This window comes from Massilia sp. KIM, from assembly GCF_002007115.1.
Taxonomy (GTDB): Bacteria; Pseudomonadota; Gammaproteobacteria; order Burkholderiales; family Burkholderiaceae_D; genus Telluria.
The window spans coordinates 236,062-260,038 of record NZ_MVAD01000003.1 but is presented as its reverse complement, the minus strand read 5'-3'; the positions used below and the strand labels follow the sequence as shown (position 1 = coordinate 260,038).

The 23,977-nt window shown below is 65.8% G+C and carries 23 protein-coding genes; 15 read left to right on the top strand and 8 right to left on the bottom strand.

What is annotated here, in order from left to right; translation table 11 throughout:
- Positions 1-2: 2 nt before the first annotated feature.
- Positions 3-710 carry a ribosome biogenesis GTP-binding protein YihA/YsxC gene (yihA, locus tag B0920_RS21415; protein WP_078034719.1) on the bottom strand — a complete coding sequence of 236 codons (708 nt, stop codon included), beginning with the start codon at positions 708-710 and terminating at the stop codon, positions 3-5.
- 177 nt (positions 711-887) lie between these two features.
- Here yihA and B0920_RS21410 point away from each other — a divergent pair, with 177 nt between their 5' ends.
- From B0920_RS21410 to B0920_RS21395, 4 genes are all read left to right on the top strand, one after another.
- Entirely contained in the window at positions 888-1,547 is a 660-nt protein-coding gene (locus B0920_RS21410; protein ID WP_078034718.1) for a cytochrome c, read from the top strand.
- Between the two features lie 117 nt (positions 1,548-1,664).
- Positions 1,665-3,755 (top strand): cytochrome c biogenesis protein ResB, encoded by a 2,091-nt coding sequence (locus B0920_RS21405; RefSeq protein ID WP_078034717.1) that lies wholly within the window; start codon positions 1,665-1,667, stop codon positions 3,753-3,755.
- Positions 3,756-3,781: 26 nt separating this feature from the next.
- Complete coding sequence (gene ccsB / locus B0920_RS21400) at positions 3,782-4,948, top strand: c-type cytochrome biogenesis protein CcsB (RefSeq protein WP_078034716.1); 1,167 nt, start codon at positions 3,782-3,784, stop codon at positions 4,946-4,948.
- 19 nt (positions 4,949-4,967) lie between these two features.
- On the top strand, positions 4,968-5,669 hold the full coding sequence (locus tag B0920_RS21395; RefSeq protein ID WP_078034715.1) for a M15 family metallopeptidase: 702 nt from the start codon (positions 4,968-4,970) through the stop codon (positions 5,667-5,669).
- Here B0920_RS21395 and B0920_RS21390 read toward each other — a convergent pair.
- Entirely contained in the window at positions 5,666-6,541 is an 876-nt protein-coding gene (locus B0920_RS21390) for an RNA polymerase sigma-70 factor (RefSeq protein ID WP_078034714.1), read from the bottom strand. The two genes, B0920_RS21395 and B0920_RS21390, sit on opposite strands and share 4 nt — an antisense overlap.
- Before the next feature lie 166 nt (positions 6,542-6,707).
- Here B0920_RS21390 and B0920_RS21385 point away from each other — a divergent pair, with 166 nt between their 5' ends.
- Positions 6,708-7,157, top strand: coding sequence for a carboxymuconolactone decarboxylase family protein (locus B0920_RS21385; RefSeq protein WP_078034713.1), 450 nt, complete (start codon positions 6,708-6,710; stop codon positions 7,155-7,157).
- A gap of 373 nt (positions 7,158-7,530) precedes the next feature.
- On the top strand, positions 7,531-8,043 hold the full coding sequence (locus B0920_RS21380; protein WP_179119264.1) for a PEP-CTERM sorting domain-containing protein: 513 nt from the start codon (positions 7,531-7,533) through the stop codon (positions 8,041-8,043).
- A gap of 16 nt (positions 8,044-8,059) precedes the next feature.
- Here the strand turns inward: B0920_RS21380 and B0920_RS21375 are convergent, their stop codons facing one another.
- Both B0920_RS21375 and B0920_RS21370 read right to left on the bottom strand, forming a co-directional pair.
- Positions 8,060-9,136, bottom strand: a complete 1,077-nt coding sequence (locus B0920_RS21375) for a polysaccharide deacetylase family protein (protein WP_078034711.1) — start codon at positions 9,134-9,136, stop codon at positions 8,060-8,062.
- Between the two features lie 55 nt (positions 9,137-9,191).
- A complete protein-coding gene (locus B0920_RS21370) occupies positions 9,192-9,965 on the bottom strand; it encodes an SDR family oxidoreductase (RefSeq protein ID WP_078034710.1) in 774 nt (257 codons plus the stop codon).
- A 197-nt stretch (positions 9,966-10,162) separates the two neighbouring features.
- Between B0920_RS21370 and B0920_RS21365 the strand changes: the two genes are divergently transcribed.
- On the top strand, positions 10,163-11,083 hold the full coding sequence (locus B0920_RS21365; RefSeq protein ID WP_078034709.1) for a LysR family transcriptional regulator: 921 nt from the start codon (positions 10,163-10,165) through the stop codon (positions 11,081-11,083).
- Between the two features lie 123 nt (positions 11,084-11,206).
- Here the strand turns inward: B0920_RS21365 and B0920_RS21360 are convergent, their stop codons facing one another.
- Positions 11,207-12,016, bottom strand: coding sequence for a PEP-CTERM sorting domain-containing protein (locus B0920_RS21360; RefSeq protein ID WP_179119263.1), 810 nt, complete (start codon positions 12,014-12,016; stop codon positions 11,207-11,209).
- Between the two features lie 346 nt (positions 12,017-12,362).
- Here B0920_RS21360 and msrP point away from each other — a divergent pair, with 346 nt between their 5' ends.
- Entirely contained in the window at positions 12,363-13,340 is a 978-nt protein-coding gene (gene msrP, locus B0920_RS21355) for a protein-methionine-sulfoxide reductase catalytic subunit MsrP (protein ID WP_078034707.1), read from the top strand.
- Positions 13,341-13,344: 4 nt separating this feature from the next.
- A complete protein-coding gene (locus tag B0920_RS21350) occupies positions 13,345-13,968 on the top strand; it encodes a sulfite oxidase heme-binding subunit YedZ (RefSeq protein WP_078034706.1) in 624 nt (207 codons plus the stop codon).
- 34 nt (positions 13,969-14,002) lie between these two features.
- Here the strand turns inward: B0920_RS21350 and lysA are convergent, their stop codons facing one another.
- Positions 14,003-15,280, bottom strand: a complete 1,278-nt coding sequence (gene lysA / locus B0920_RS21345) for a diaminopimelate decarboxylase (RefSeq protein ID WP_078034705.1) — start codon at positions 15,278-15,280, stop codon at positions 14,003-14,005.
- A gap of 8 nt (positions 15,281-15,288) precedes the next feature.
- Positions 15,289-15,471, bottom strand: coding sequence for a lipoprotein (locus B0920_RS21340; RefSeq protein WP_229455864.1), 183 nt, complete (start codon positions 15,469-15,471; stop codon positions 15,289-15,291).
- 40 nt (positions 15,472-15,511) lie between these two features.
- Here B0920_RS21340 and cyaY point away from each other — a divergent pair, with 40 nt between their 5' ends.
- A complete protein-coding gene (gene cyaY / locus B0920_RS21335; protein WP_078034703.1) occupies positions 15,512-15,841 on the top strand; it encodes an iron donor protein CyaY in 330 nt (109 codons plus the stop codon).
- A 274-nt stretch (positions 15,842-16,115) separates the two neighbouring features.
- On the opposite strand, the gene B0920_RS21330 is transcribed toward cyaY, so the two are convergent.
- Positions 16,116-18,452, bottom strand: coding sequence for a penicillin-binding protein 1A (locus B0920_RS21330; protein ID WP_078034702.1), 2,337 nt, complete (start codon positions 18,450-18,452; stop codon positions 16,116-16,118).
- A 349-nt stretch (positions 18,453-18,801) separates the two neighbouring features.
- On the opposite strand from B0920_RS21330, the gene B0920_RS21325 reads away from it, so the two are divergent.
- Genes B0920_RS21325 through pilQ form a run of 5 tightly spaced genes read left to right on the top strand, consistent with a single transcriptional unit; the run spans position 18,802 to position 23,963 of the window.
- Positions 18,802-19,866 (top strand): pilus assembly protein PilM, encoded by a 1,065-nt coding sequence (locus tag B0920_RS21325; RefSeq protein WP_078034701.1) that lies wholly within the window; start codon positions 18,802-18,804, stop codon positions 19,864-19,866.
- Positions 19,866-20,504, top strand: a complete 639-nt coding sequence (locus B0920_RS21320) for a PilN domain-containing protein (RefSeq protein WP_078034700.1) — start codon at positions 19,866-19,868, stop codon at positions 20,502-20,504. The genes B0920_RS21325 and B0920_RS21320 overlap by 1 nt, the downstream gene beginning before the upstream one ends.
- On the top strand, positions 20,501-21,253 hold the full coding sequence (locus B0920_RS21315) for a type 4a pilus biogenesis protein PilO (protein WP_078034699.1): 753 nt from the start codon (positions 20,501-20,503) through the stop codon (positions 21,251-21,253). Before B0920_RS21320 ends, B0920_RS21315 begins: the two co-directional genes overlap by 4 nt.
- Complete coding sequence (locus B0920_RS21310) at positions 21,250-21,792, top strand: pilus assembly protein PilP (protein ID WP_078034698.1); 543 nt, start codon at positions 21,250-21,252, stop codon at positions 21,790-21,792. The genes B0920_RS21315 and B0920_RS21310 overlap by 4 nt, the downstream gene beginning before the upstream one ends.
- Positions 21,789-23,963, top strand: a complete 2,175-nt coding sequence (gene pilQ / locus B0920_RS21305) for a type IV pilus secretin PilQ family protein (RefSeq protein WP_078034697.1) — start codon at positions 21,789-21,791, stop codon at positions 23,961-23,963. The genes B0920_RS21310 and pilQ overlap by 4 nt, the downstream gene beginning before the upstream one ends.
- The last annotated feature ends 14 nt before the right edge of the window (positions 23,964-23,977 follow it).

The window sequence follows — 23,977 nt, the reverse complement described above, 5'->3', positions numbered from 1 at the left end:
AATTATGCGTCGTCGCCCTGGTCCTCGTCCGCCGGCGGCGCTTCGTCCTCGCCCAGGCCCAGCAGTTCGATGATCTTGTCGTTGGCTTCGTCGATACCCACGCGCTTGAGGGCGGAGAACAATTGCACCGTGAACGGGAAGCCATTGCCTTCCTCGTCGACGTAGCTGTCCAGCACCTGGCGCGCCTGGCGCAGGGCATTGGTGGATTCGTTGCGGTTGAGCTTGTCGACCTTGGTCAGGATGCAGTGGATCGGCTTGCCGGTCGGTGCGAACCACTCGAGCATCTGGAGGTCGAGGTCGGTGAAGGGACGGCGCGAATCCATGATCAGGACCAGGGCCGCCAGCTGTTCGCGCCGCTGGACGTAGTCGCCCAGCAGCTTTTGCCAGTGCAGCTTGGCCGTGCCCGAGACTTCGGCATAGCCGTAGCCGGGCAGGTCGACCAGCAGGGCTTCGATCTCGTCGACCCGCACCGCGTCCTTGCGGTGCTGGCCCACGTGGGCGCCGCCGATCGAGAAGAAGTTGATGTGCTGGGTGCGGCCCGGCGTCTTGGACGCGAAGGCCAGGCCCTTCTGGTTGGTGAGAATATTAATCGCCGTGGATTTGCCCGCATTCGAGCGCCCGGCGAAGGCGATCTCGGGAACCCTGGTCGTGGGAAGATCGCGCAGCTGATTGACGGTCGTGAAGAACCGGGCCTGCCATAATTTGGACATGAGAAAAGGTGTAAATGACAACGGAATGGCGATGGAGAAACAAAGCTATTGTACAATAAGGGGTTATTTGCTGCTCCCGGGGAGGGGACCCATGACGGGTCGCGTTCCAGCACGGAGCGGGTAGGGCCTGCTGCACTGACATTCCGATTTTGTTTTCGACTTTTTCAGGGTGAGTGAATGAATCGTTTGACGTTTGCGTTGGTGAAATCTCTGTTTGCCCTGGCTGTCTGCGGTAGCGCTGTCGCGGCCGATGCCCCGAAGGCCGCCGCCGCCAAGCCCGATCCGGCCAAGGGTGGCGCCCTGTACGATAGCGGCGACGCCGCCCGCGGCCTGCCGGCCTGCATGTCCTGCCACGGCGCCGCCGGCAACTCGACCATCGTGGCCAACCCCAAGCTGGCTGGCCAGATCGAAGCCTACACCTACAAGCAACTGGTCGACTTCACCACCCCGAACCGCCAGCAGCCGGTCATGACGACCTATTCCAAGATGCTGAGCGACGACGAGAAGAAGCACATCGCCGCCTACCTCGCCACCCAGCAGCAAAAGCCGGGCGCCGCCAAGAGCAAGGACACCGTGGAACTGGGTCGCAAGATCTACCGCGGCGGCATCAACGAGAAGGGCGTGGCCGCCTGCGCCAGCTGCCACGGCGCCAACGGCCACGGCATCCCGGCCCAGTACCCGCGCCTGGCAGGCCAGCACCAGGACTACACCTATGCTCAGCTGGAAGCCTTCAAGGCCGGCGGCCGCAACAACAGCCCGCAGATGACCACCCTGGCCCAGCGCCTCTCGCCGGCCGAGATGAAGGCGGTCAGCGACTACATCTCCGGCCTCAAATAATCCGCAAAAGTATCCCATAGGAAATAAAATAGGGCAGCAGCGTCGAGCTGGCTGCCCTTTTTGTTGTATTCTGGGTTGATTTGCATCCACCGGATGCCCTGAAGAGTAGCTGTAGAGATGAGTACCACCGGAATCGAACTCAAGACCCGCCATCGCAGCCTGGCCGACGCCGTCGAGCTGGTGTCCTCGATGCGCTTCGCCATCAGTCTGTTGACCATCATCTCGATCGCCTCGGTGATCGGCACCGTGCTCAAGCAGAACGAACCGATGCCCAACTACGTCAACCAGTTCGGTCCGTTCTGGTTCGAGGTGTTCGCCGCGCTCGGCCTGTACAGCGTGTACTCGAGCTGGTGGTTCCTGCTGATCCTGGTGGTGCTGATCGTCTCCACCGCCCTGTGCGTGGTGCGCAATGCCCCCAAGATGGTGCGCGACATGCGCAGCTGGCGCGAGAACGTGCGCGAGGAATCGCTGCGCAACTTCCACCACAAGCTGGAGTGGCAGGCGCCGCTGGCGCGCGCCGAGCTGGCGGCCCAGAGCGCGGCCCGCCTGCGCCACGGCGGCTACGCGGTCAAGATCGTCGAGAAGGATGGCGGCACCCTGGTCGCCGCCAAGAAGGGCGCCGGCAACAAGTTCGGCTACATCTTCGCCCACAGCGCCATCATCGTGATCCTGCTGGGCGGCATGCTGGACTCCGAGCTGCCCGTCAAGTTCCAGCAGTGGTTCTTCGGCAAGACCCCGTTTACCGGCAGCGGCGTGATCGCCAACATCCCGGCCCAGCACCGCCTGAGCACGTCCAACCCCACTTTCCGCGGCAATACCGCGATCGCCGAAGGGCAGGTCGCCAACACCGCCATCCTGACCCAGCCGAACGGCGTGCTGGTGCAGGAACTGCCCTTCTCGATCGAGCTGAAGAAATTCATCATCGAGTTCTACTCGACCGGCATGCCCAAGCTGTTCGCCAGCGAAGTCGTGGTGCGCGACCTCGAGAACGGCCATACCTTCCCGGCCAGCATCAAGGTCAACCATCCCCTGATCTACAAGGGCGTCGCGGTCTACCAGTCCAGCTTCGACGACGGCGGCAGCAAGCTCAAGCTGACCGGCTTCCCGATGACCGGCGGCAGCGCCGCCACCTTCCCGGTGTCGGGCGAAGTCAGCAGCAGCACCCCGCTCAAGGTCGGCGAAGACAGCTATACCATCGAGTGGTCGGGCTTCCGTCCCTTCAACGTCGAGAACGTCAATCCGGGCGGCAACGTGGCGGCGGTCAAGAAAGACGAATCGTTCAACGCCCAACTGGCCGCCACCCTCGGCAAGGCCAGCGGCTCGGCAGGCAAGAACGCCCACAACAAGGACCTCAAGAACGTCGGCCCCAGCGTGCAGTACAAGCTGCGCGACAAGACCGGCCAGGCGCGCGAATTCCTGAACTACATGCAGCCGGTGACCCTCGAGGGCGCCCAGGTCTACCTGGCCGGCGTGCGCTCCAGCCCCTCGGAGCAGTTCAGCTTCCTGCGCATCCCGGCCGACGACAAGTTCGGCGTGGGCGACTGGATGCGCCTGCGCGCCGCCCTGTCCGACCCCGAGGCCAGGCGCGCGGCGGCGCGCCGCTACGCGGCCCGCGCTCTGGCCCCCGCCCAGCGCGCCGGCGGCCTGGCGGCCCAGCTGGAAGAATCCAGCGCCCGCACCCTGGACATCTTCGCCGGCGCCGCTGGCCGTGGCGGCTTCGTCGGCGTGGCCCAGTTCCTCGAGCAGATTCCCCAGGCCGAGCAGGAAAAGGCGGCCGGCATCTTCATGAAGATGCTCAACGGCTCGCTGTGGGAACTGTGGCAGGTGTCGCGCGAGCGCGCCGGCATCCCGGCCGCCGAGGCCAGCGAAGCCAATGGCCGTTTCCTGCAACTGGCGACCAATGCGCTGTCCGACAGCTTCCTGTATGGCGCCCCGGTCTACCTGCAACTGGACGAATTTACCGAGATCAAGGCCTCGGTCCTGCAGATGACCCGCTCGCCGGGCAAGAACGTGGTCTACCTGGGTTGCCTTTTGCTGGTGGCGGGCGTGTTCGCGATGTTCTATATTCGTGAGCGCCGCCTCTGGATCTGGGTGCGCGACAGCGAGCAGGGCGCCCACGCCCTGATGGCCATGAGCACCCAGCGCAAGACGCTCGATTTCGAGCGCGAGTACGACGAACTGAAAGCCAAGCTGCCGCAACAGGCGTAAGCTAAGGCAGTGACCTGGAGGAAAACATGGAATTGTCCCAGTCCCAAGCAAGCCGCGCCGAGCTCTACAAGGAAGAGCCCGGTTACTTCCGTCGCCTGAACGCCTTCGACTGGGTGTACGCCCTGGCGCTGTGCGCGGCGGCCCTGTTCGCGCTCAACCGCTACGCCGACTTCATGGACGTCTACGAAAAGACGATCCTGCTGTGCACCGCGCCGACCTTCGCGGTGCTGGGCTGGCACTGGAAACCGATGCGCTGGCTGCTGCCCCTGGTGGGCGCGCTGTCGCTGGGCGCGATCGGCATGTATGACGGCGTGCTGGCGGCCGCCAACCAGAAATTCTTCCTCAAGTACATGTTGTCGAGCCAGTCCGCCATCCTCTGGATGAGCGCGCTGTTCGTGTTCTCGACCGTGTTCTACTGGGTCGGCCTGTTCAGCCGCAGCGGCTTCGGCAGCGGCGTCGGCACCCGGCTGTGCTGGGCCGGCGTGGTGCTGGGCGCCACCGGCATGATGGTGCGCTGGTACGAGTCCTACCTGATCGGGCCGGACGTGGGCCACATCCCGGTGTCGAACCTGTACGAGGTCTTCATCCTGTTCGCCCTGATCACGGCCATGTTCTACCTGTACTACGAAGAGCGCTACGCCACCCGCCAGCTGGGCCCCTTCGTGCTCCTGATCATCGCCGCGGCGGTCGCCTTCCTGCTGTGGTACACGGTCTCGCGCGACGCCGCCGACATCCAGCCGCTGGTGCCGGCCCTGCAGAGCTGGTGGATGAAGATCCACGTGCCGGCCAACTTCATCGGCTATGGCACCTTCGCCCTGGCCGCGATGGTCGGCACCGCCTACCTGCTGAAGTCGCACGGCATCCTGGCCGACCGCCTGCCGTCGATGGAGGTGCTGGACGACGTGATGTACAAGTCGATCTCGGTCGGCTTCGCCTTCTTCACCGTGGCCACCATCCTGGGCGCGCTGTGGGCGGCCGAGGCCTGGGGCGGCTACTGGTCCTGGGACCCGAAGGAAACCTGGGCCCTGATCGTCTGGCTGAACTACGCGGCCTGGCTGCACATGCGCCTGATGTCCGGCCTGCGCGGCCGCGTGGCGGCCTGGTGGGCGGTGGTCGGCCTGCTGGTGACCACCTTCGCCTTCCTGGGCGTGAACATGTTCCTGTCCGGCCTGCACTCCTACGGCGAGCTCTGATCCGCCGGCGGCGCACGTCGTGAACGGGCCCGCCTTCGACGCGCGCGAGCTGACCGGGCTCGCGCGCAGCCACATCCAGCAATACTCCCAGCCGCGCTTCGCCGCCCGTCCCGAGGTGGCCCAGGCCTTCCTGGCCCTGCGCGCGGCCGCGGCCCAGGACGGCATCGACCTGCTGCCGATCGCCTCCTGGCGTCCCTTCGGGGCCCAGCTCAACATCTGGAACAGGAAATGGTCGGGGCAGGGCGTGCTGCACGACATCCACGGCCAGGTGCGCGAGCACGCCGCAATGTCGCCGGAAGAGCTGGTCTGGGCCATCCTCGGCTGGTCCGGCCTGCCGGGCGCCACCCGCCGCCACTGGGGCACCGACATCGACGTCTTCGACCGCAATGCGATGCCCGAGGGCTACCGCACCCGGCTGCTGCCGCAGGAGGTGGCGCCGGGCGGCGTCTACGAAGGCCTGCACGCCTGGCTCGACGTCCACATCGCGCGCTTCGGCTTCTTCCGGCCCTATCGCCGCTATCGGGGCGGCATGTATCCCGAACCCTGGCACCTGAGCCATATCGCTTCGGCCGGAGCGGCGCTGGCCGCCTTCAGCACCGAGGCCCTGGGCGACGCGCTGCGCGCGGCGGACGGCATGCTGGGGCGGGAACTGGTGCTGGAGATGCTGCCGGAGATCGTCGCGCGCCACGTGCGCGGGATCGATGCGCCCGGAGACGATTAATGCAGCGAAGGAATGCCCTGTAATTTATCCGGGTTCCGGACGACATAGATATGCGTGATGGCGCCCGCGTCGATGCAGAAAGACTGCACCGATTCGAGCTTGCCGTCGATGTAGCGCAGCAGTCCGGGCTCGCCGTTCACGCGCGCCATCCTGTAGTCCACCCGTTCCGGGAAGGCGTGCTCGACCGCCCAATACAGCCCCGCCACGCGTCCCGTGCCGACGAGAAGCTTGTCCAGGGACGGCACTTTGCCTCCACCGTCTGCCCGGTACTCGACATCGGCCGATAACAGGTTTTTCATCGCATCGCGATCGGCGCTGGCTGCCGCCTGCATGAACTTGTCGAGGACGGCGCGGTGCATGTGCTTCGAGACCGCGAAACGCGGGCTCTCCTGGCGTATCCGTTCCTGGGCCCGGTGGACGAGTTGCCGGCAAGCCGCTTCGCTCTTGCCGAGCATGGCCGCGAGCTCGGCGTAATCCTGGTCGAACACCTTGCGCATCAGGAAGGCGGCGCGCTCCTCGGGCGTCAAGCGTTCCAGCACCCAGAGCATGGCGACGGACACTTCGCTTGCCAGTTCGACGGCGGTCTCGGGCGTGTCTTCCACCATCTCGACCACGGGTTCCGGAATCCACCAGCCGGTATAAGCCTCGCGCTCGTGCTGCCGGCTGCGCAAGCGGTCGATCGACAGGCGTGTCGTGATGGTCACCAGCCAGGCTTCGGCCGACCTGAGTTCATCGCGGGCGCCGGCGCTGAAGCGCAGCCAGGCATCCTGGACTACGTCTTCCGCGTCGGCGCGCATGCCCAGCATGCGGTAGGCGATCGAGAACAGGCGTGGGCGCAAGGCTTCGAATGCGAGCAGGTCGGCGGACTTCATGGCTATCCCGGAATGAGATCAATACTTCCAAGACGATCCTGGCGCCGCTTTTGTGACGCGTTCATCGGGGCTGTCACAAGGACGCAGCGCCCCACGTCTCATGGATGACGGCGGGCGCTCGTTCGCGACCGCCGCATCATCCACTTCAGGAAAGGAAGCAAGAACGATGAATCGCGCAAACTGGTTTCAGGTATCGCAGGACGGCGCCAAGGCGCTGGGAGCCCTCCACCACTACGTCACGACGGGCACGGGGCTCGACGCCGGACTGATCCACCTCGTCTTTCTCCGGGTTTCACAAATCAATGGATGCGCGCACTGCATCGACGTGCATACGCGCGATCTCATCAAGCACGGCATGTCGGTCGACAAGATCGTGCTGGTGCCGGTCTGGGAAGAGGTCGCGTATCTGTTCTCGGACCAGGAAAGGGCGGCCCTCGCCTGGGCCGAGGAAGTGACGCGCGTGAGCGAAACCCATGCCTCGGACGAGGCCTACGCGGCGGCCCTGGCGGCGTTCGGCGAACAGGCCCTGGTCGAGCTGACGATCGTGATCGCCGCCATGAATGCGATCAATCGCATGGGCATCAGCTTCCGCCTGAAACCGCGCGCCAGGGCTTAGCAGCTACCCGGCGAGAGGACCTCGTCGCTCAGGCCGGCGCGGCGTTTTCATAGACGCCATGCCGGCAGTGGCCCGTTCAGCCGGGCGCTGCATTCCATGGACCTGGTGCAGAGTAGCGCAAGGCTGTGACCATGGGGAGGCGCCGGTGAAGCTCACTTTATTCTGCAGAACAATATTGCTGGCGGGCGCACTGTGCGGCACGCATGCGATGGCGCAGTCGGTCGCCTCGCCGCCGCGTGCCGAGGTATCCGTCACGGGGCTGAGCTATCGGCTCATCGACCTTGCCCCGGACGACGGGTAGGCTCCCTGGCTGCAACTGGCCGGTCGCTGGGGAAGCATTAGCGCGTCGATCCTGCAGCCGTCCGGCGGCATATTGCGCGATTCCCTGGATCAGCACGGGCAACTGAACCTGACCCAAGGCGCGAATGCCGTCTTCGGCGAAGTCTCCGCGGAAGGCCTGCGCTTGAGCCTTACCCTCGGAGATCAGAACACGCACATTGCCGGGACCTCCGACTACAATTTTCAGGCCTCGCCGAACACGCAGGTGATTTTCACGGCCGAGGCCCGCGTCGCCACCCATGGTGACGCCGGCGCCGATCCGACCTACGCGTCGGCAAGCCTGTTCGGGACCACCGATGACGGCGAGATAAGCTACGGGATCACGAGTATCGGTACCGGCAATGGCACGGCGGCGTTTTCGGAAACCCTCGGTGTGCAGTACAGCTTCGGGACCGGCGGCGGCCTCGGCTTCCTGAGCCTGGGCGGCAGCCTGCGGGGGACGGTTTCGCCGGTACCGGAGCCCTCCCGGGCCGCGATCCTGCTGCTCGGGCTGCCTGTCGTCTTCACCCTGCTGCGCCGCCGGCGCGGCGTCGACCGAGCCGCATGAGCTGCCGCTGCTTGCCTCAGCCGGGCCCCGGCAGGCCCGAGAGGGCGGCCGGTCCACGCCGCAGTACCGGCGTATCCTCGCGGTGCTCCAGCACCCAGCGTGCGATCTCGTCCTTGCGCGCGAACCAGACATCCGGCTTGGATTTCGCGTAGGTGAAGAAGCGGTCCAGCATGCGGATGCGGTTGGCGTGGCCGTTGATGCGGTCATGGAAGCCGACCAGCATCATGCGGCGGCGATGCGCGCCTTCCTCGTAGAGCTGATCGAACTCGTCCTTCAGCGCCTGCTCGTAGGCCATCGGGTTGTAGCCGTCGAACGGATAGGCCGAGATATCGTTCAGGTGGAAGGTGTAGGGAACGGTGACGAAGTCCTTGCCCTTGACGGGAACGATGAAGGGTTCGTCATGGCTGGGCTCGTCGATGTGATAGAGGAAACCGAGCTCCTGCAGCGTTTCCAGAATATGCACCGAATTGCGCAGGAAGTAGGCGTTCCATCCCACCGCCTGCTGGCCGGTGATGCGCAGGATGGTTTCAGCGGAGTCCGCGATGAAGCGCTTTTCCTCGCTGCGCGACAGATGGTAGGAGTTGCTCCAGGTGCGGCCATGCGCCGCCGCCTCGTGGCCGCGTCGGACGATTTCCTGGGCCAGGTCGGGCATCTTCTTGATGGCTTCGCCGATCATGAAGGAGGACACCTTGATGCCGTGCTTGTCGAACAGGTCGAGCGCCCGTGGAATGCCCTCGTAGTAGCCGTAGGCGAAGTAGGCGTTGGTCGGCAGGTCCGGCACGCCCCTGGCGATCGGTTCCGGAATCAGCCCGCCGGCTCCGGATATCGGCTGGCCGCCGCCTTCGAACATCATCGACACGCTGACCGCCAGGCGCGCGCCGTTCGGCCAGAAACCCTTGCCTCCGCCCGGCTTGCCAAGCGCGCGAGCACCCGATTCGCTTTCGTTGCCTGCGGCCTGCGCGGCTGCATCGCCCAGTACCACGCCGCTGGCCAGCGCGCCCGCGAGGGCGCCGCTCGTGCGTGCAAGAAAACTGCGTCGCGCCGGCATGGATGCCTCGGCGCCGGAGAACCTGGAACGGTCTTGTTCTTTCATGCTGAAGTCCTTTCGTGATGGTGGTGGGAGCGGGCTGCGCGGCAGCCGTCCTTGCTCAGCCCAGGCTGGGGACCAGGTTCTCGCCCCCGGCGACTTCGATCACCGTCCCGGTGACGTAGGGGTTGGTCATCAGGAACAGCGCCGCATGGCCAATGTCTTCCGGTTTGCCCGTACGCCGTGCCGGGAAGCTTTCCTCGACCTGGCGTTTCAGCCCCTCGCGGGCATCCGTGGGCAGGAAGCTCCACATGTCGGTATCGACGAAGCCCGGGCGGATCGTGTTGACGCGGATCGGCCCCAGCTCCAGCGCGAGTGACTTCGACAAGGCCTCCACTGCCACGAAGGCCGAAGTCACGGCGGCATAGCCGGGTTTTGGCCGCACGGCCAGGCCACCGGTCAGGAAGGTGATCGAACCCTGGGCGCGCAGTTTCGGCGCGCCATGGCGTGCGCACATCCAGCTGCCCAGGTACTTGCCTTCCATATAGCTGCGCGCGCCGTCCGCGCTCTCGTCCATGAACGCGCCCCAGGTGCCGAGATCCGGCGCGGCGGTGACGACCAGGTGATCGAAGGGGCCGATGGCCTCGAAGGCCGCCTTGACCGACGCTTCGTCGCGCATGTCCAGGCGCACCTGGGTGAAATCGGCCAGCTCCGGCCGCTCTTGTACCGACGCAATGCGCCGGCTGGCGAGGACCACGGAAGCGCCCGCCGCCTGCGCGGCCCGCGCGACGCCCAGGCCGATGCCGGTCTTTCCGCCGACGACCACGATTTTCTTGCCGGCGAGGTGTTGGGATAGGGCGACCGACGCGGCCGCTTGGATGGATTCAGTGCTCATGATGTCGATCCTTCATCGATGATGGGTGGTTGATCTGGTGCGCCTTTCGGGGCGACCGGAGGACATCGTAATTTATGAGGGAGAGCGCGATAATCCATGCGTTTATAATCAGTTATATTCCGAATTGGAATATATAAACCTGGGTTCGACGGATATCGCGTGGATATTGCTGGCCTGTGCACACTGATGAGGACGAGATGGACCGATTCCAGGAACTGAATGCGTTTGTGGCGGTGGTCGAGGCCGGCGGATTTTCCGCAGCGGCCCGGCGCACCGGCGACTCGCAGTCGGCCATCAGCAAGGCCGTGGGTTCGCTGGAAGCGCGCTTGGGTATTCAGCTGTTCAACAGGAGCACCCGCAGCGTGATCCTCACCGAGCAGGGGCGGAAATACTACGAGCGCATGAAGCCCTTGCTCGACGAGATGGCGCTGGCCGATGGCGAGATCGTGGAGAGCCGGCTCGAGGTCTCGGGCCTTGTCCGGGTGGCCGCCTCCGCCACCTTCGGCCGTCTTCACGTGCTGCCCTTGATACCCCGCCTGCTGGCCCTGTATCCCAAGCTCGAGCTCGATCTGCGCTTGTCAGACAGCGTCTGGGACCTGCCGGCGGAAGGCATTGACCTGTCGATCAGGGTGAGTCCGCTGAAGCATCCCGATGCCGTTGTGAAGAAGGTGGCCAGCACTTCCCTCGTGTGCGCTGGATCGCGCCAGTATTTCGAGCGGCACGGCATCCCGGAGACGCCGGCGGAGCTCGTCGATCACAACTGCCTCGTGTTCAACGACATGTCGGACTGGCCTTTCCAGGGGCCTGACGGCAGCTTCAGTGTCGCGGTGCGCGGCAATCTGCGCTCGAATACGGTCGAAACGATCCTGTCGGCCGTCAAAGACGGCATCGGCATCGGGATGTTCAACCGCGCCTCCCTGGTTGGCGAGCTGCGTCATCCGGACATCATGACTGTCCTCGACGAGTTCGTCGGCAGCACGCGCGACGTCAGCCTGGTCTGGCCGAATCGCAAATTCATCCCGGCCCGCGTGAGAAAGGTGACCGAATTCTTCGCGACAGCACTGGCCTCCTTGACGGACCACTCGGCCACCGCCTGCCGGACGCCGCCCAGGCGGTAGCTCGGTATGTCCGGCGCAGCTGCTCGCGGCTCGAGATGGGGAGGAGGGGGGACGGCGCTGGAAGAGTCGCCGAGGGCTGGCACGCGCATCGCCGCGCCGCGACGATGCGCTGGAGGCAGACGCTCAGGCCTTGCGCCGGCGGCGCATGCCTGCCATGCCCAGGAGGGCCGCGCCGAACAGGCTGACCGAGCCGGGTTCCGGCACCGCGGCTGTGGGCAGGCTCTTCACCTGCTCGGTGTAGTCGATGTTCAGGCTTGCGCCGACCAGGTTCAGGTCGCCCAGCACGTCGAGCTGGAAGTTCAGCATCCGGGTCGACAGCAGCGCGTCCAGCAGGTCCTGCTGGGACATCAGCGACTCGCCGACGCCGAAGTCGCCGCTGAAGTTCACCTGCGTCCAGGTGGTCTCGTTGTCCTTGACGCTGTACACGCTGTAGCTCTTGCAGCCCGATTTCCCGGCGACCGTGCATGCCTCGCCGCCGTTCTTCATGAGCTTGGTGCCAAGCGAGGCGCCTTTCGTGCTGGTGGTCGCGATGGCGCCGCCCTGGTCCTCGGTCGTGCCGTCGAGCACCAGGGAACCGAAGGAGAGCGTGACCGATTCGCCCTCGAAGACGCGGGTTCCGGTCCTCGTCATCTTGGTCTTGTTGAAGTACTCCAGCGTGCTGGTGTCCCACGTCGGTCCGGCAGCCACCGTCTTGCTCGGGCCATAGAAGTCGACGTAGCTGTCCTGGTCATCGCTGAACAGGAAGGAAATGGACAGGCCCTGGATGGTGAATGCCTTGGGCAGGGCGAGGCTCGCGTCGAAGCTGCTGTGGTAGCTGCCTGCGCCGAGATACCCGGGCGCCAGCCCGGCCTTGAGGCTGATCTGGGCCGCCGAGGCCTGGGTGGCTGCGCCGAGCAAGAGCGCGACGATAGTCGTCTGGAGACTGCGTTTCATGGAGGGGTTCCCCGAACAATGGGTGGAATAAGGATCCGGACGGGGTTTGGGTCCGGGAGGCCGGTGTGAACTGTCACGGGCCTGTCGAAATGATTTGGCAATAATCAACTGCGATTTACTTAATGCAATGATCATGCCAACGGGAAATCACTCATGAAATCATGTATTTACTATTGTTGCTACTGGTCAATGTAAGATTCTTCGACACATTCATTCGCTCGCATGTTCGCGCTGTCACAGGCTTGACCCGGACGCCCGCCGCTGTGCCGAAGGGAAGAAAGAGGGTCTAACCTTCACTTAAGCCAATTCGTGTAATGTGGCGTTTCCACTGCTCGCGGAGCCCTCCATGCTCATCAAACCCAGCCCCAACGGGATCGACCTCCCGTACCCATCCGAGATCACCCCGCGCGAGGTCTACGAAGGCCGGCGCGCCTTCCTGGCCCGCGTCGCCGCCACCGCCGCCGTCGGTTCAGGCATCTGGGAAATGGCCAACCGCGAGGCCTTCGCCCAGAACGCGGCCCAGCGCCTGGCGGCCAGCGCCAACCCGGCCCTGTCGACCCAGGAAAAGCAGACCTCGTTCAAGGATGCGACCCGCTACAACAACTTCTACGAGTTCGGCACCGACAAGTCCGACCCGGCGGAAAACGCCCACACCCTGCGCACCCGCCCGTGGACCGTGACCATCGACGGCGAGGTCAAGAAGCCCATCACCCTCGACATCGACCGCCTGCTCAAGCTGGCGCCGCTGGAAGAACGCATCTACCGCCTGCGCTGCGTGGAAGGCTGGTCGATGGTGATTCCCTGGGTCGGCTATTCGCTGTCCAACCTGCTCAAGCAGGTCGAGCCGACCGGCAACGCGCGCTTCGTCGAATTCACCAGCCTGGCGGACCGCAGCCAGATGCCGGGCATCCGTAGTTCGGTGCTCGACTGGCCCTACGTCGAAGGCCTGCGCATGGACGAGGCCATGCATCCCCTGACCCTGCTGACCCTCGGCATGTACGGCCAGGTGCTGCCGAACCAGAATGGCGCGCCGGTGCGCCTGGTGGTGCCCTGGAAGTACGGCTTCAAGTCGGCCAAGTCGATCGTGCGCATCCGCCTGGTGAAGAACCAGCCGCGCACTGCCTGGAACGATTCGGCGCCCAACGAATACGGCTTCTATTCGAACGTGAACCCGAACGTCGACCACCCGCGCTGGTCGCAGGCCAGCGAGCGCCGCATCGGCGAGGACGGCTTCTTCCAGCCCAAGCGCAAGACCCTGATGTTCAACGGCTACGACCAGGTCGCCTCGCTCTACACCGGCATGGACCTGAAGAAGTTTTACTGACATCATGGCCTTCAACCCCACCACCCGCCAGGTCGGCTGGATCAAGGCCGTGCTGTTCGTGGCGGCCCTGCTGCCCTTCGCCAGCATGGCCTGGCTGACGGTGCAGGGCGCGCTGACCGAGCCGCTGCAGTACATCACCCACCAGACCGGCGACTGGGCGCTTTACTTCCTATGCATCACGCTGGCGGTGACGCCGCTGCGGCGCCTGACGGGCTGGAACTGGGTGGTGCGCCTGCGCCGCATGGTCGGGCTGTTCGCCTTCTTCTACGCGCTGCTGCACTTCACCACCTTCCTCTGGTTCGATCACTTCTTCGACTGGGGCGAGATGTGGAAGGACGTGCTCAAGCGGCCCTTCATCACGGTGGGCTTCGCCGCCTTCGTGCTCCTGATTCCGCTGGCGGCGACCAGCACCAACGGGATGATCAAGCGCCTCGGCGGCAAGCGCTGGCAGTGGCTGCACCGGCTGATCTACCTGATTGCGCCGCTGGCGATCCTGCATTTCTGGTGGATGAAGGCGGGGAAGAACGATTTCGCCCAGCCTATCCTGTTCGGCGTCATCGTCCTGCTGCTGCTGGGGCTGAGGGTATGGTGGAGCAGGGCGCGCGTGCAGCGCGGCGCGCCCGCCTGAACATACGGCTTGCCGCCCTGGCGGCGGCAGGCCTTCACTTCAAGGTCGATTCGAGCGCGAACAGCTCTTGCGGCGTTTCGCGGCGGCGCACCAGGTGCACCTTGTCGCCGTCGACCATCACTTCCGCCGCGCGGCCGCGCGTGTTGTAGTTCGAGGACATGGTGTGGCCGTAGGCCCCCGCCATCATCACGGTCAGCAGGTCGCCCGGCTCAACCGCCAGTTCGCGCTCGCGCGCCAGCCAGTCGCCCGATTCGCACACCGGTCCCACCACGTCGTAGCTCAGCGTCGCGCCCTCGCGCGGCGCCACCGGCTGCACCGGCATCCAGGCCTGGTACAGGGTCGGGCGCATCAGGTCGTTCATGGCGGCGTCGACGATGGCGAAGTTCTTCTCGGCTCCCGGCTTGAGGAATTCGATGCGGGTCAGGAGGGCGCCGGTGTCGGCCACGATCGAGCGACCCGGCTCGAAGATCACCTTGATCGGCTGGCCGCCGTGCTTGGCGGCGCGCCAGGCGTCGATGCGCGCGAACAGGCGCGCCAGGTAGTCGCCCACCGGCACCGGCGGCTTGTCGCCTTCCGCGCCGTAGTTCACGCCCAGGCCGCCGCCGATGTCGAGGTGGTGCAGGTGGATGCCTTCGTCGCCCAGGGCGTCGATCAGCTCGATCAGCTTGTCCAGCGCTTCCAGCAGCGGCGCGTCGTCCAGCAGCTGCGAGCCGATGTGGCAGTCGATGCCGACCACGTCCAGGTGCGGCAGGCTGGCCGCGGCGCGGTAGGTGGCGAGCGCGTCGTCGAAGGCGACGCCGAACTTGTTGGCCTTCAGGCCGGTCGCGATGTAGGGGTGGGTCTTGGCGTCCACGTTCGGGTTCACGCGCAGCGACACCGGGGCCCGTTTGCCCATGCTGCCGGCCACCTCGTTGAGGCGGTGCAGTTCGGGGATCGACTCGACGTTGAAGCACAGGATGCCCTTCTCGAGCGCCAGGCGCATTTCCTCGACCGTCTTGCCGACGCCCGAGAAGATGGTCTTGCCCGGATCGCCGCCGGCGGCGATCACGCGCAGCAGCTCGCCCCCCGAGACGATGTCGAAGCCCGCGCCCTGGCGCGCCAGCAGGTCCAGGATGGCCAGGTTGGAATTGGCCTTCATGGCGTAGCACACCAGCGCGTCGCGGCCGCGGCAGGCGTCGTGGTAGGCGGCGAAGTTCTCCAGCAGCGCGGCCTTGGAATAGACATAGGTCGGCGTGCCGAACTGCTCGGCGATGGCGGGCAAAGCGACGGCTTCGGCGTGCAGGACACCGTCTTGGTACGAGAAATGCGACATGGCGGACTTTACTTGGTGGGGGCGGGCGTGGTGGCGTTGTTGGTGGTGACGGGCTGCGGCGGGGTTTCGACCTGGGCCGGGGCCGGCTTGGCGGGCGGATTCGGCATGTAGAGCGGACCGGTCTGGCCGCAGCCGGCCAGCAGTCCGGCGAACAGAATCGCCGCGGTGGGGAGCGCGAGGGAGGACTTCACGATTAGAATCACGGATTATTGGCAGATTTTGGAGTGTAGCATGACCGAAACCGAATTTTTGGACCTGGCCGAAAGCACCCTGGACCGGATCGAGCAGGCTTTCGACCGTCTGAACGACGAGGATGTGATCGACGTGGAGTGCAAGCGCAGCGGCAACGTGCTTGAGATCGAGTTCATCGACAACGGCTCGAAGATCATCGTCAACAGCCAGGCGCCGCTGCAGGAAATGTGGGTGGCGGCGCGTTCGGGCGGCTACCACTACAAGCGGGTGGGGGACGAGTGGCGCAATACGCGCGACGATTCCGAGCTCTTCACGTCCCTGTCGCGCTATGCGGGCGAGCAGGGCGGGGCGCAGGTGACGCTCGCCTGAGCAGGCTTGCGGCAAGGATGCGAAAACGGCGCCCGAGGGCGCCGTTTTTATTGTTGCGGTGGGTTTGCAAACTCGGGTTCCCGCGGGGCCGCCGAGGCCGTCGCGGGAACGACGGTGAGATGTATCGTGGAATGCATGGAATCGGAGGAGCACGACTTCGGTCCTCGCCGAAGTCGCCGCCACATATCTCCCCCGGCCGAAAACAACGTCGTCCCCGCGCAGGCGGGGACCCAAGTTTGCTCGCCCACCGCCTGCTCGAGCAGCAGCACCCGACTCAGAACAGCTCGTTCCTCACCGCATCGCGCGCCTTCTGCTCGGCCGGCGCAGGCGGCGGCCCCACGTCCAGGGTCTGCACCCCGGTGCCCGGCGGATTCTCGGCGTAGTAGTACTCGTTCCCGTACAACACCAGTCCCGGCGGCGCCTCGCGCTCCTCCACCGGTTCGCCCTTGAGCGCCTTGCTCATGTAGCTGATCCAGATCGGCAGCGCCAGGCCGCCGCCGGTCTCGCGGTTGCCCAGGTTCTTGGGCTGGTCGTAGCCGATCCAGGCGATGCCCACCAGTTTCGGGTTGTAGCCGGCGAACCAGGCGTCGATCGAGTCGTTGGTGGTGCCGGTCTTGCCGGCGATGTCGCTGCGCTTGAGCGACAAGGCCTTGGTCGCGGTGCCGAAGCGCACCACGTCCTTGAGCATGCTGTCGACCAGGAAGGCGTTGCGGGCGTCGATCACGCGGTTGGCTTCCACCCCGGCGCGCTCGGGACGCGCCTCGGACAGCACCTTGCCGTCGGCGTCGGTCACCTTGGAGATCAGGTAGGGGCTGATGCGGTAGCCGCCATTGGCGAACACCGCGTAGGCGCCGGCCATCTGCAGCGGGGTGGTCGCGCCCGCGCCCAGGGCCAGGGTCAGGTAGGCCGGGTTGCGCTCGGCGTCGAAGCCGAAGCGGGTGGCGAATTCCTGGCCGTAGCGCGCGCCGATCTTGTTCAGGATGCGGATCGAGACCATGTTCTTCGACTGGGTCAGGCCGCGCCGCATGGTCATCGGACCTTCGTACTTGTTGTCGTAGTTCTTCGGCTCCCAGGCCTGGCCGCCGGTCTGGCCGGCGTCGAAGGAGATCGGGGCGTCGTTGACGATGGTCGCCGGCGACAGGCCGCGCTCCAGCGACGCCGAGTAGATGAAGGGCTTGAACGAGGAACCCGGCTGGCGCCAGGCCTGGGTCACGTGGTTGAACTTGTTGCGGTTGAAGTCGAAACCGCCGACCAGGGCGCGGATCGCGCCGTCCTCGGCGCTGGCCGCGACGAAGGCCGATTCGACCTCCGGCATCTGGGTGATCAACCATTTGGAATCGTCGTCCTGCATCACGCGGATCACTGCGCCGCGGCGGATGCGGCGGTTGGGCGCGGCCTTCTCGGCCAGCCAGGACTTGGCGAAGGACAGGCCGCTGCCGGTGATCTTGATGGTCTCGCCCGAGGCGATGGTGGCCGAGACCTCGGAGGGCGAAGCGCGCAGCACGATGGCGGCCACGATGTTGTCGCTGTCCGGGTGCTCGGCCAGCTCGGCCTCGATGGCTTCGTCGGCTTCGCCCTTGGCGCTCGGGATCTCGATGTAGCCCTCGGGGCCGCGGTAGGGGTGGCGGCGCTCGTACTCCATCACGCCGCGGCGCACCGCCAGGTAGGCCGCGTCCTGGTCGGCCTTGGTGATGGTGGTGAACACGTTAAGGCCGCGGGTATAGGTGTCTTCCTTGAACTGCTCGTACACCAGCTGGCGCGCCATCTCGGCCACGTACTCGGCGTGCACGCCGAAGGCGTTGCTGTCCGACTTGATCTTGAGCGGCTCTTCCTTGGCCTGGGCGTACTGGGCGTCGGTGATGTAGCCGAGCGAATGCATGCGCTGCAGGATGTACTGCTGGCGGGTCTTGGCGCGGGTCGGGTTGACCACCGGGTTGTAGGCCGACGGCGCTTTCGGCAGGCCGGCCAGCATGGCCGCTTCGGCCACGGTGATGTCGCGCAGGTCCTTGCCGAAGTAGATCTGGGCCGCCGACTGGAAGCCGAAGGCGCGCTGGCCCAGGTAGATCTGGTTCATGTAGAGCTCGAGGATCTGGTCCTTGGACAGGTTCTTCTCGATCTTCCAGGCCAGCAGGGCCTCGTAGGCCTTGCGCTTGAAGGTCTGTTCCGAGGACAGGAAGAAGTTGCGCGCCACCTGCTGGGTGATGGTCGAGGCGCCCTGGCGCGTGCTGCTGGTGGCGTTCTTGAACGCCGCGCGCAGGATGCCCCAGTAGTCGATGCCGCTGTGCTCGTAGAAGCGGTCGTCCTCGATCGACAGCACCGCCTTCTTCATGACGTCGGGGATGTCCTTGAAATGCACCAGGGTGCGGCGCTCCTCGCCGAACTCGCCGATCAGCACGTTATCCGCTGTAAAGATGCGCAGCGGCATCTTGGGGCGGTAGTCGGTGATGGTGTCCAGCGCCGGCAGGTTCGGGTAGGCCATGGCCAGCGCGAAGACCACGACCAGCACGCCGATCACGGCCAGGCCGAACAGGCCGCCGATGGCCATGAGGATCAGACGCTTGGGGCTGTATTTCGAAGAGGACGAAGGGGATGCTGCTTGATTCTCTTTCATGCTGGCTTTCGCTTTATTGATCCGCCTCATTATAAGGCAGCGCTTTCGTGCCTGATACTAGATCTACGGCAACAGGAGCGTAGGACATTGCCTCGTTATACACAGTCGTTGCCATGCAGATTACAGGCGTTGCAAGCCTGAGTACTCGGGGTGGAAATATGTGGCGGGAATACGCCGTATCGTAATGTTCCAGTACAGAAATTTCTTGTCGGTGGTCAACCTTATTGCTACGATTCAACGCGGTGCCCTATAAATGTGCACTAAACATTGGATTTATAAGACAAAAACGTCGCGCGCAGGTTCCTGGCAGCCCCAGCGGCGCGACATGGGGTGGTGAGGGAGTCGGCTCGTGATCAATCTGGGTGCCTTGTTTGGAAAGTCGAGCCCGCCGTTGGCCGGTCTCGACATCAGCACGTCGGGCGTGCGCCTGGTCGAGCTGGGCGACGCCGGGAAGGGCGAGCTGCGCCTGGAGCGCTACGCCGCCGAGCCGCTGCCGCGCGGCGCTGTCGTCGACGGCAACATCGAGAACATGGACCAGGTGGCCGAAGCCGTGCGCCGCGTCTGGAAGAAAAGCGGCACCCGGGCCCGCCACGTTGCGCTCGGCATGCCGCCGGCCGCCGTCATCACCAAGAAGATCATCCTCCCGGCCGGTCTGTCCGAAGACCAGCTCGAGGTGCAGGTCGAATCCGAAGCCAGCCAGTACATCCCCTTCGCGCTCGACGAGGTCAGCCTCGACTTCGACGTGATCGGCCCGGCCCCGAATTCGCAGGAAGACATGGAAGTGATGCTGGCCGCGGCGCGCCGCGAGAAGGTCGAGGACCGGGTCGCGATCGCCGAGGCGGCCGGCCTCACCGCCACCGTGATGGACATCGAATCCTATGCCGCGCGCAGCGCCCTCGAGCGCGTCGCCGGCAGCGCCCCGGACAAGATCGTCGCCCTGTTCCAGATGGGCTCCCAGGCCACCCACGTCGCGGTGATGCTCAATGGCGACACCGTCTACGAGCGCGAGCAGCCCTTCGGCGGCAACACCCTGACCCAGGACATCGTGCGCGCCTACGGCCTGAGCTTCGAGGAAGCCGAGACCCGCAAGAAGGCGGGCGACCTGCCGGAAAACTACCGCGCCGACCTGCTCGCGCCCTTCCTGGAGAACGCCGCGCTGGAAGTCACGCGCGCGATCCAGTTCTTCTACACCTCCACGCCCTACACCCGCATCGACGGCATCTACCTGGCCGGTGGCTGCGCCCTGACGCCGGGCCTGCTGGACATCGTGGCCGGCCGCACCCGCATCCCGACCGCCCTGGTCACCCCCTTCCAGGGCATGCAGGTCGGCCCCCAGGTGCGCGAACAGCAGCTGCGCCAGGAAGGCGCCGCCTACCTGGTCGCCTGCGGCCTGGCCATGCGGAGGTTCGGCTGATGATCCGCATTAACCTCCTGCCCCACCGCGAGGCCAAGCGCAAGCAGAAGCAGGCCGCCTTCTACGCCCTGCTGGCGCTGGGCGGCCTGGTCGGCGTGGCGATCGTGCTGGCCGTCGGCGGCTACAACGCGCGCCAGATCTCGGTCCAGAACCAGCGCAACCTGGTGCTCAAGAAGGCCAACGCCGACCTGGACAAGAAGATCGCCGAGATCAAGGACCTGAAGGAAGAGATCGAGGCGCTCAAGGCCCGCCAGCAGGCGGTGCAGGACGTCCAGGGCGACCGCAACCAGCCGGTCTACCTGCTCGACGAGCTGGCCCGCCAGACCCCGGAGGGCATGCACCTGAAGTCCTTCAAGCAGGACGGCCAGCGCGTGGTCCTCACCGGCTACGCCCAGTCGCAGGAGCGCGTGGCCGAGCTGCTGCGCAACCTGTCCGGCCAGTCGCCCTGGCTGGAACGCCCCGAGCTGACCGAAGTGCGCGCCGCCACCCTGGCGCAGAGCAAGACCGGCCGCACCGTGGTCGAGTTCACGCTCGCGGTCTCGATCAAGCGCCCGCGCGTCGAGGACGAGGAAGCGGAGCAGGGCGCCGATAGCGCCGCCAAAAAGACGGCCGCGGCCAAGGCGGGAGCGAAGTCATGAACATCGACCTGAAAGAACTCGGCGCCAACCTGGCGGACCAGTTCCGCGACCTGCAGGGCCGCCATCCGGGCCAGTGGCCGATCGCCCCGCGCCTGCTGTGCGCGGCCGGCGTGGTGGCGCTGGTGACCGGCCTGGGCTACTTCGGCTACTGGAACGGCCAGTTCGAGCAGCAGGAGCGCGGCAAGCGCGAGGAAGAAAAGCTGCGCGCCGAGTACAAGACCAAGATCGCCCAGGCGATCAACCTGGACGCCCTCAAGCAGCAGAAGATCGAAGTCGACAAGTCGGTGGTCCTGCTCGAGAAGCAGTTGCCGAGCAAGTCGGAGATGGCGCGCCTGCTGTCGGACATCAACCAGGCGGGCGTCGGCCGCGGCCTGCAGTTCGAGTTGTTCAAGCCGGGCCAGGAAGTGGTGCGCGACTACTACGCCGAGCTGCCGATCGAGATCAAGGTGAGCGGCCGTTACCACGACATCGGCGCCTTCGCCGCCGACATGGCCAACCTGCCGCGCATCGTCACCCTGAACAACATGGCGCTCGACACCGCCAAGGACGGCAGCCTGCAGCTGGCCGCCACCGCCAAGACCTTCCGCTATCTCGACCAGGACGAGCTGAGCGCCCAGCGCCTGGCGCGCGAGGAAAAGAAGGGCAAGGGCAAGAAGGGCAAGGGCAAGGGCAAGGGCGGCGACGCCGACAAGGACGACGCCAAGAGCAAGCCCAAGGCCAAGGCCAAGGCCGAGGGAGGTCGCAAATGAAACCCATCCGCCTGATCCTGCCCCTGCTGGGCAGCCTGCTGCTGGCCGCCTGCGGCGACGGCGGCGTGCGCGAAGTCGAGAGCTGGATGAAGCAGACCGAGAAGGACACCAGGCCCTCGGTCAAGCCGCTGCCGGCCGTGAAGCCCTTCGTGCCCTACGCCTACCAGCCGGGCGGGGCGGCCGAGCCCTTCAACCCCGACAAGCTGCTGGGCGAGATGGCGCGCAGCGCCGCCACCTCGAACAACCCGAACCGTCCGGACGAGAGCCGGCCCCGGGAGCTGCTCGAGAACTACCCGCTCGACACCATGCGCATGGTCGGCACCATGGAGAAGTCCGGCGCCAGCTATGCCCTGGTCCAGATCGACAAGGCGGTGTACCAGGTAAAGCGCGGCCAGCGCATCGGCCAGAATCATGGCGTCGTCACCCGCGTGAGCGACGCCGCCATCCACATCAGGGAAGTGATGCAGGACGCCACTGGCGACTGGGTCGAGCGCACGGCGACGATCGAGCTGCATGAAGGTAAGGAGAACGGGAAATGACCCCTCAAGCTAAGATCCGCCTGGTCCTGCCGACAGGACTGCTGCGGGCCTGCGGCGCGCTGCTGCTGGCGCTCGGCGCCGGCGCCGCGCTGGCCCAGGGCAACGCGATCGAATCGATCAGCGCCAACCAGCAGGGCGCCAACGTGGTGCTCAACATCGCGATGCGCGAAGCCCCGGCCAAGGCGCCGATCGGCTTTTCGATCACCAACCCGGCCCGCATCGCGCTCGACTTCGGCGCCACCGCCAATGCCACCGGCAAGAGCGGCCAGGACATCAACCTGGGCGACGTGCGCAGCCTGAACCTGGTGCAGGCCGGCGAGCGCACCCGCCTGGTGCTGAACCTGCTGCGTCCCCTGAACTACGCCGCCACGATCGACGGCAAGTCGGTGATCGTGACCGTCGAAGGCACCGGCAACCTGGCGCGCGCGGTCGACGCCGCCGGCCTGCCCGCCGCCGCGCCCGCCGCCCCGGCGGCCCGTCCGCAGATGCTGCGCAACCTCGACTTCCGCCGCGGCAGCAATGGCGAGGGCCGGGTCGTGGTCGACCTGCCGAGCAGCCAGGTGGCGGTCGACGTGCGCCAGGCCGGCAACCAGATCCAGGTCGACTTCCTGCGCACCGGCCTGCCCGAAAGCCTGCGCCGCCGCCTCGACGTGACCGACTTCGGCACCCCGGTCTCGCGCGTGAGCACCAGCGCCCAGGGCGAGAACGTGCGCATGACCATCGAGGCGCAGGGCGCCTGGGAGCAGTCGGTCTACCAGAGCGACACCCAGCTGGTGGTCGACGTGCGTCCGGTCAAGGAAGACCCGAACCGCCTGGGGCAGGGCACCCAGGGCTACCGCGGCGAGAAGCTGTCCTTCAATTTCCAGAGCGTGGACGTGCGCGCCGCCCTGCAGGCGATCGCCGACATCTCCGGCCTGAACATCATCACCAGCGATTCCGTCACCGGCAACCTGACCCTGCGCCTGAAGGACGTGCCCTGGGACCAGGCGCTCGACGTGATCCTGCAGGCCAAGGGCCTGGACATGCGCAAGAACGGCACCGTGCTGTGGATCGCGCCCAAGGAAGAGCTGCTGACCAAGGAAAAGCTCGAGCTCGAGCAGCGCGCCCAGATCGCCGAACTGGAGCCGCTGCGCTCCGAGATCTTCCAGCTCAATTACCAGAAGGCCGAGTCCTTCCGCACCGTGTTCGGCCTGGACAACAGCGGCGGGTCTTCCCCGGACAACAAGAACCGCGTGCTGTCCAAGCGCGGCAGCGCCATCATCGACCCGCGCACCAACCAGCTGTTCGTGACCGACATCGCGTCCAAGATCGAGGACATCCGCAAGCTGATCCAGAAGACCGACATCGCCTCCAAGCAGGTGCTGATCGAGGCGCGCCTGGTCGAAGCCAACGACGGCTTCTCGCGCAACCTGGGCGCCAAGCTCGGCTTCGCCGACCTGCGCACCCTGCGCGGCGGCGACAGCGGCTGGCAGGTCAAGGGCAACGAGCGCATCGCCATCGGCGGCAACCTGACCGGCGTCGGCCAGATCACCGGCCAGACCCCGGACAAGGGCGACGGCTACACCAACACCACCATGGTCAACCTGCCGGCCGCCGGCATCGGCGGCGTCCCGGCCTCCTCGCTGGCCTTCAGCCTGTTCTCCTCGGCCGCCAACCGCTTCCTGAACCTGGAGCTGTCGGCGCTGGAAGCGGACGGCAAGGGCAAGATCATCTCCAGCCCGCGCGTGGTCACGGAAGACAAGCAGATCGCCGTGATCGAGCAGGGCATCGAGCTGCCCTACCAGGTGGCCACCAGCAGCGGCGCGACCTCGATCCAGTTCAAGAAGGCCAACCTGCGCCTGGAGGTGACGCCGCAGATCACCCCGGACGGCAACGTGGTGCTGGAGGTGGACGTGAACAAGGACTCCAAGGGCGACGAGACGCGCGCCGGCTTCGCCATCAACACCCAGCACGTGAAGACCAAGGTGATGGTCGAGAACGGCGGCACCGTGGTCCTGGGCGGCATCTACCAGCAGTCCGAGCGCAACAGCGAGAACAAGGTGCCGCTGCTGGGCGACGTGCCGCTGCTGGGCCACCTGTTCAAATCCACCGGCCGCGAGAACACCAAGACCGAACTGCTGGTATTCATCACCCCGAAAATCGTGGCGGAGAGGGTGGCGTCCGCGCGCTGATCCGCTCCACAGGC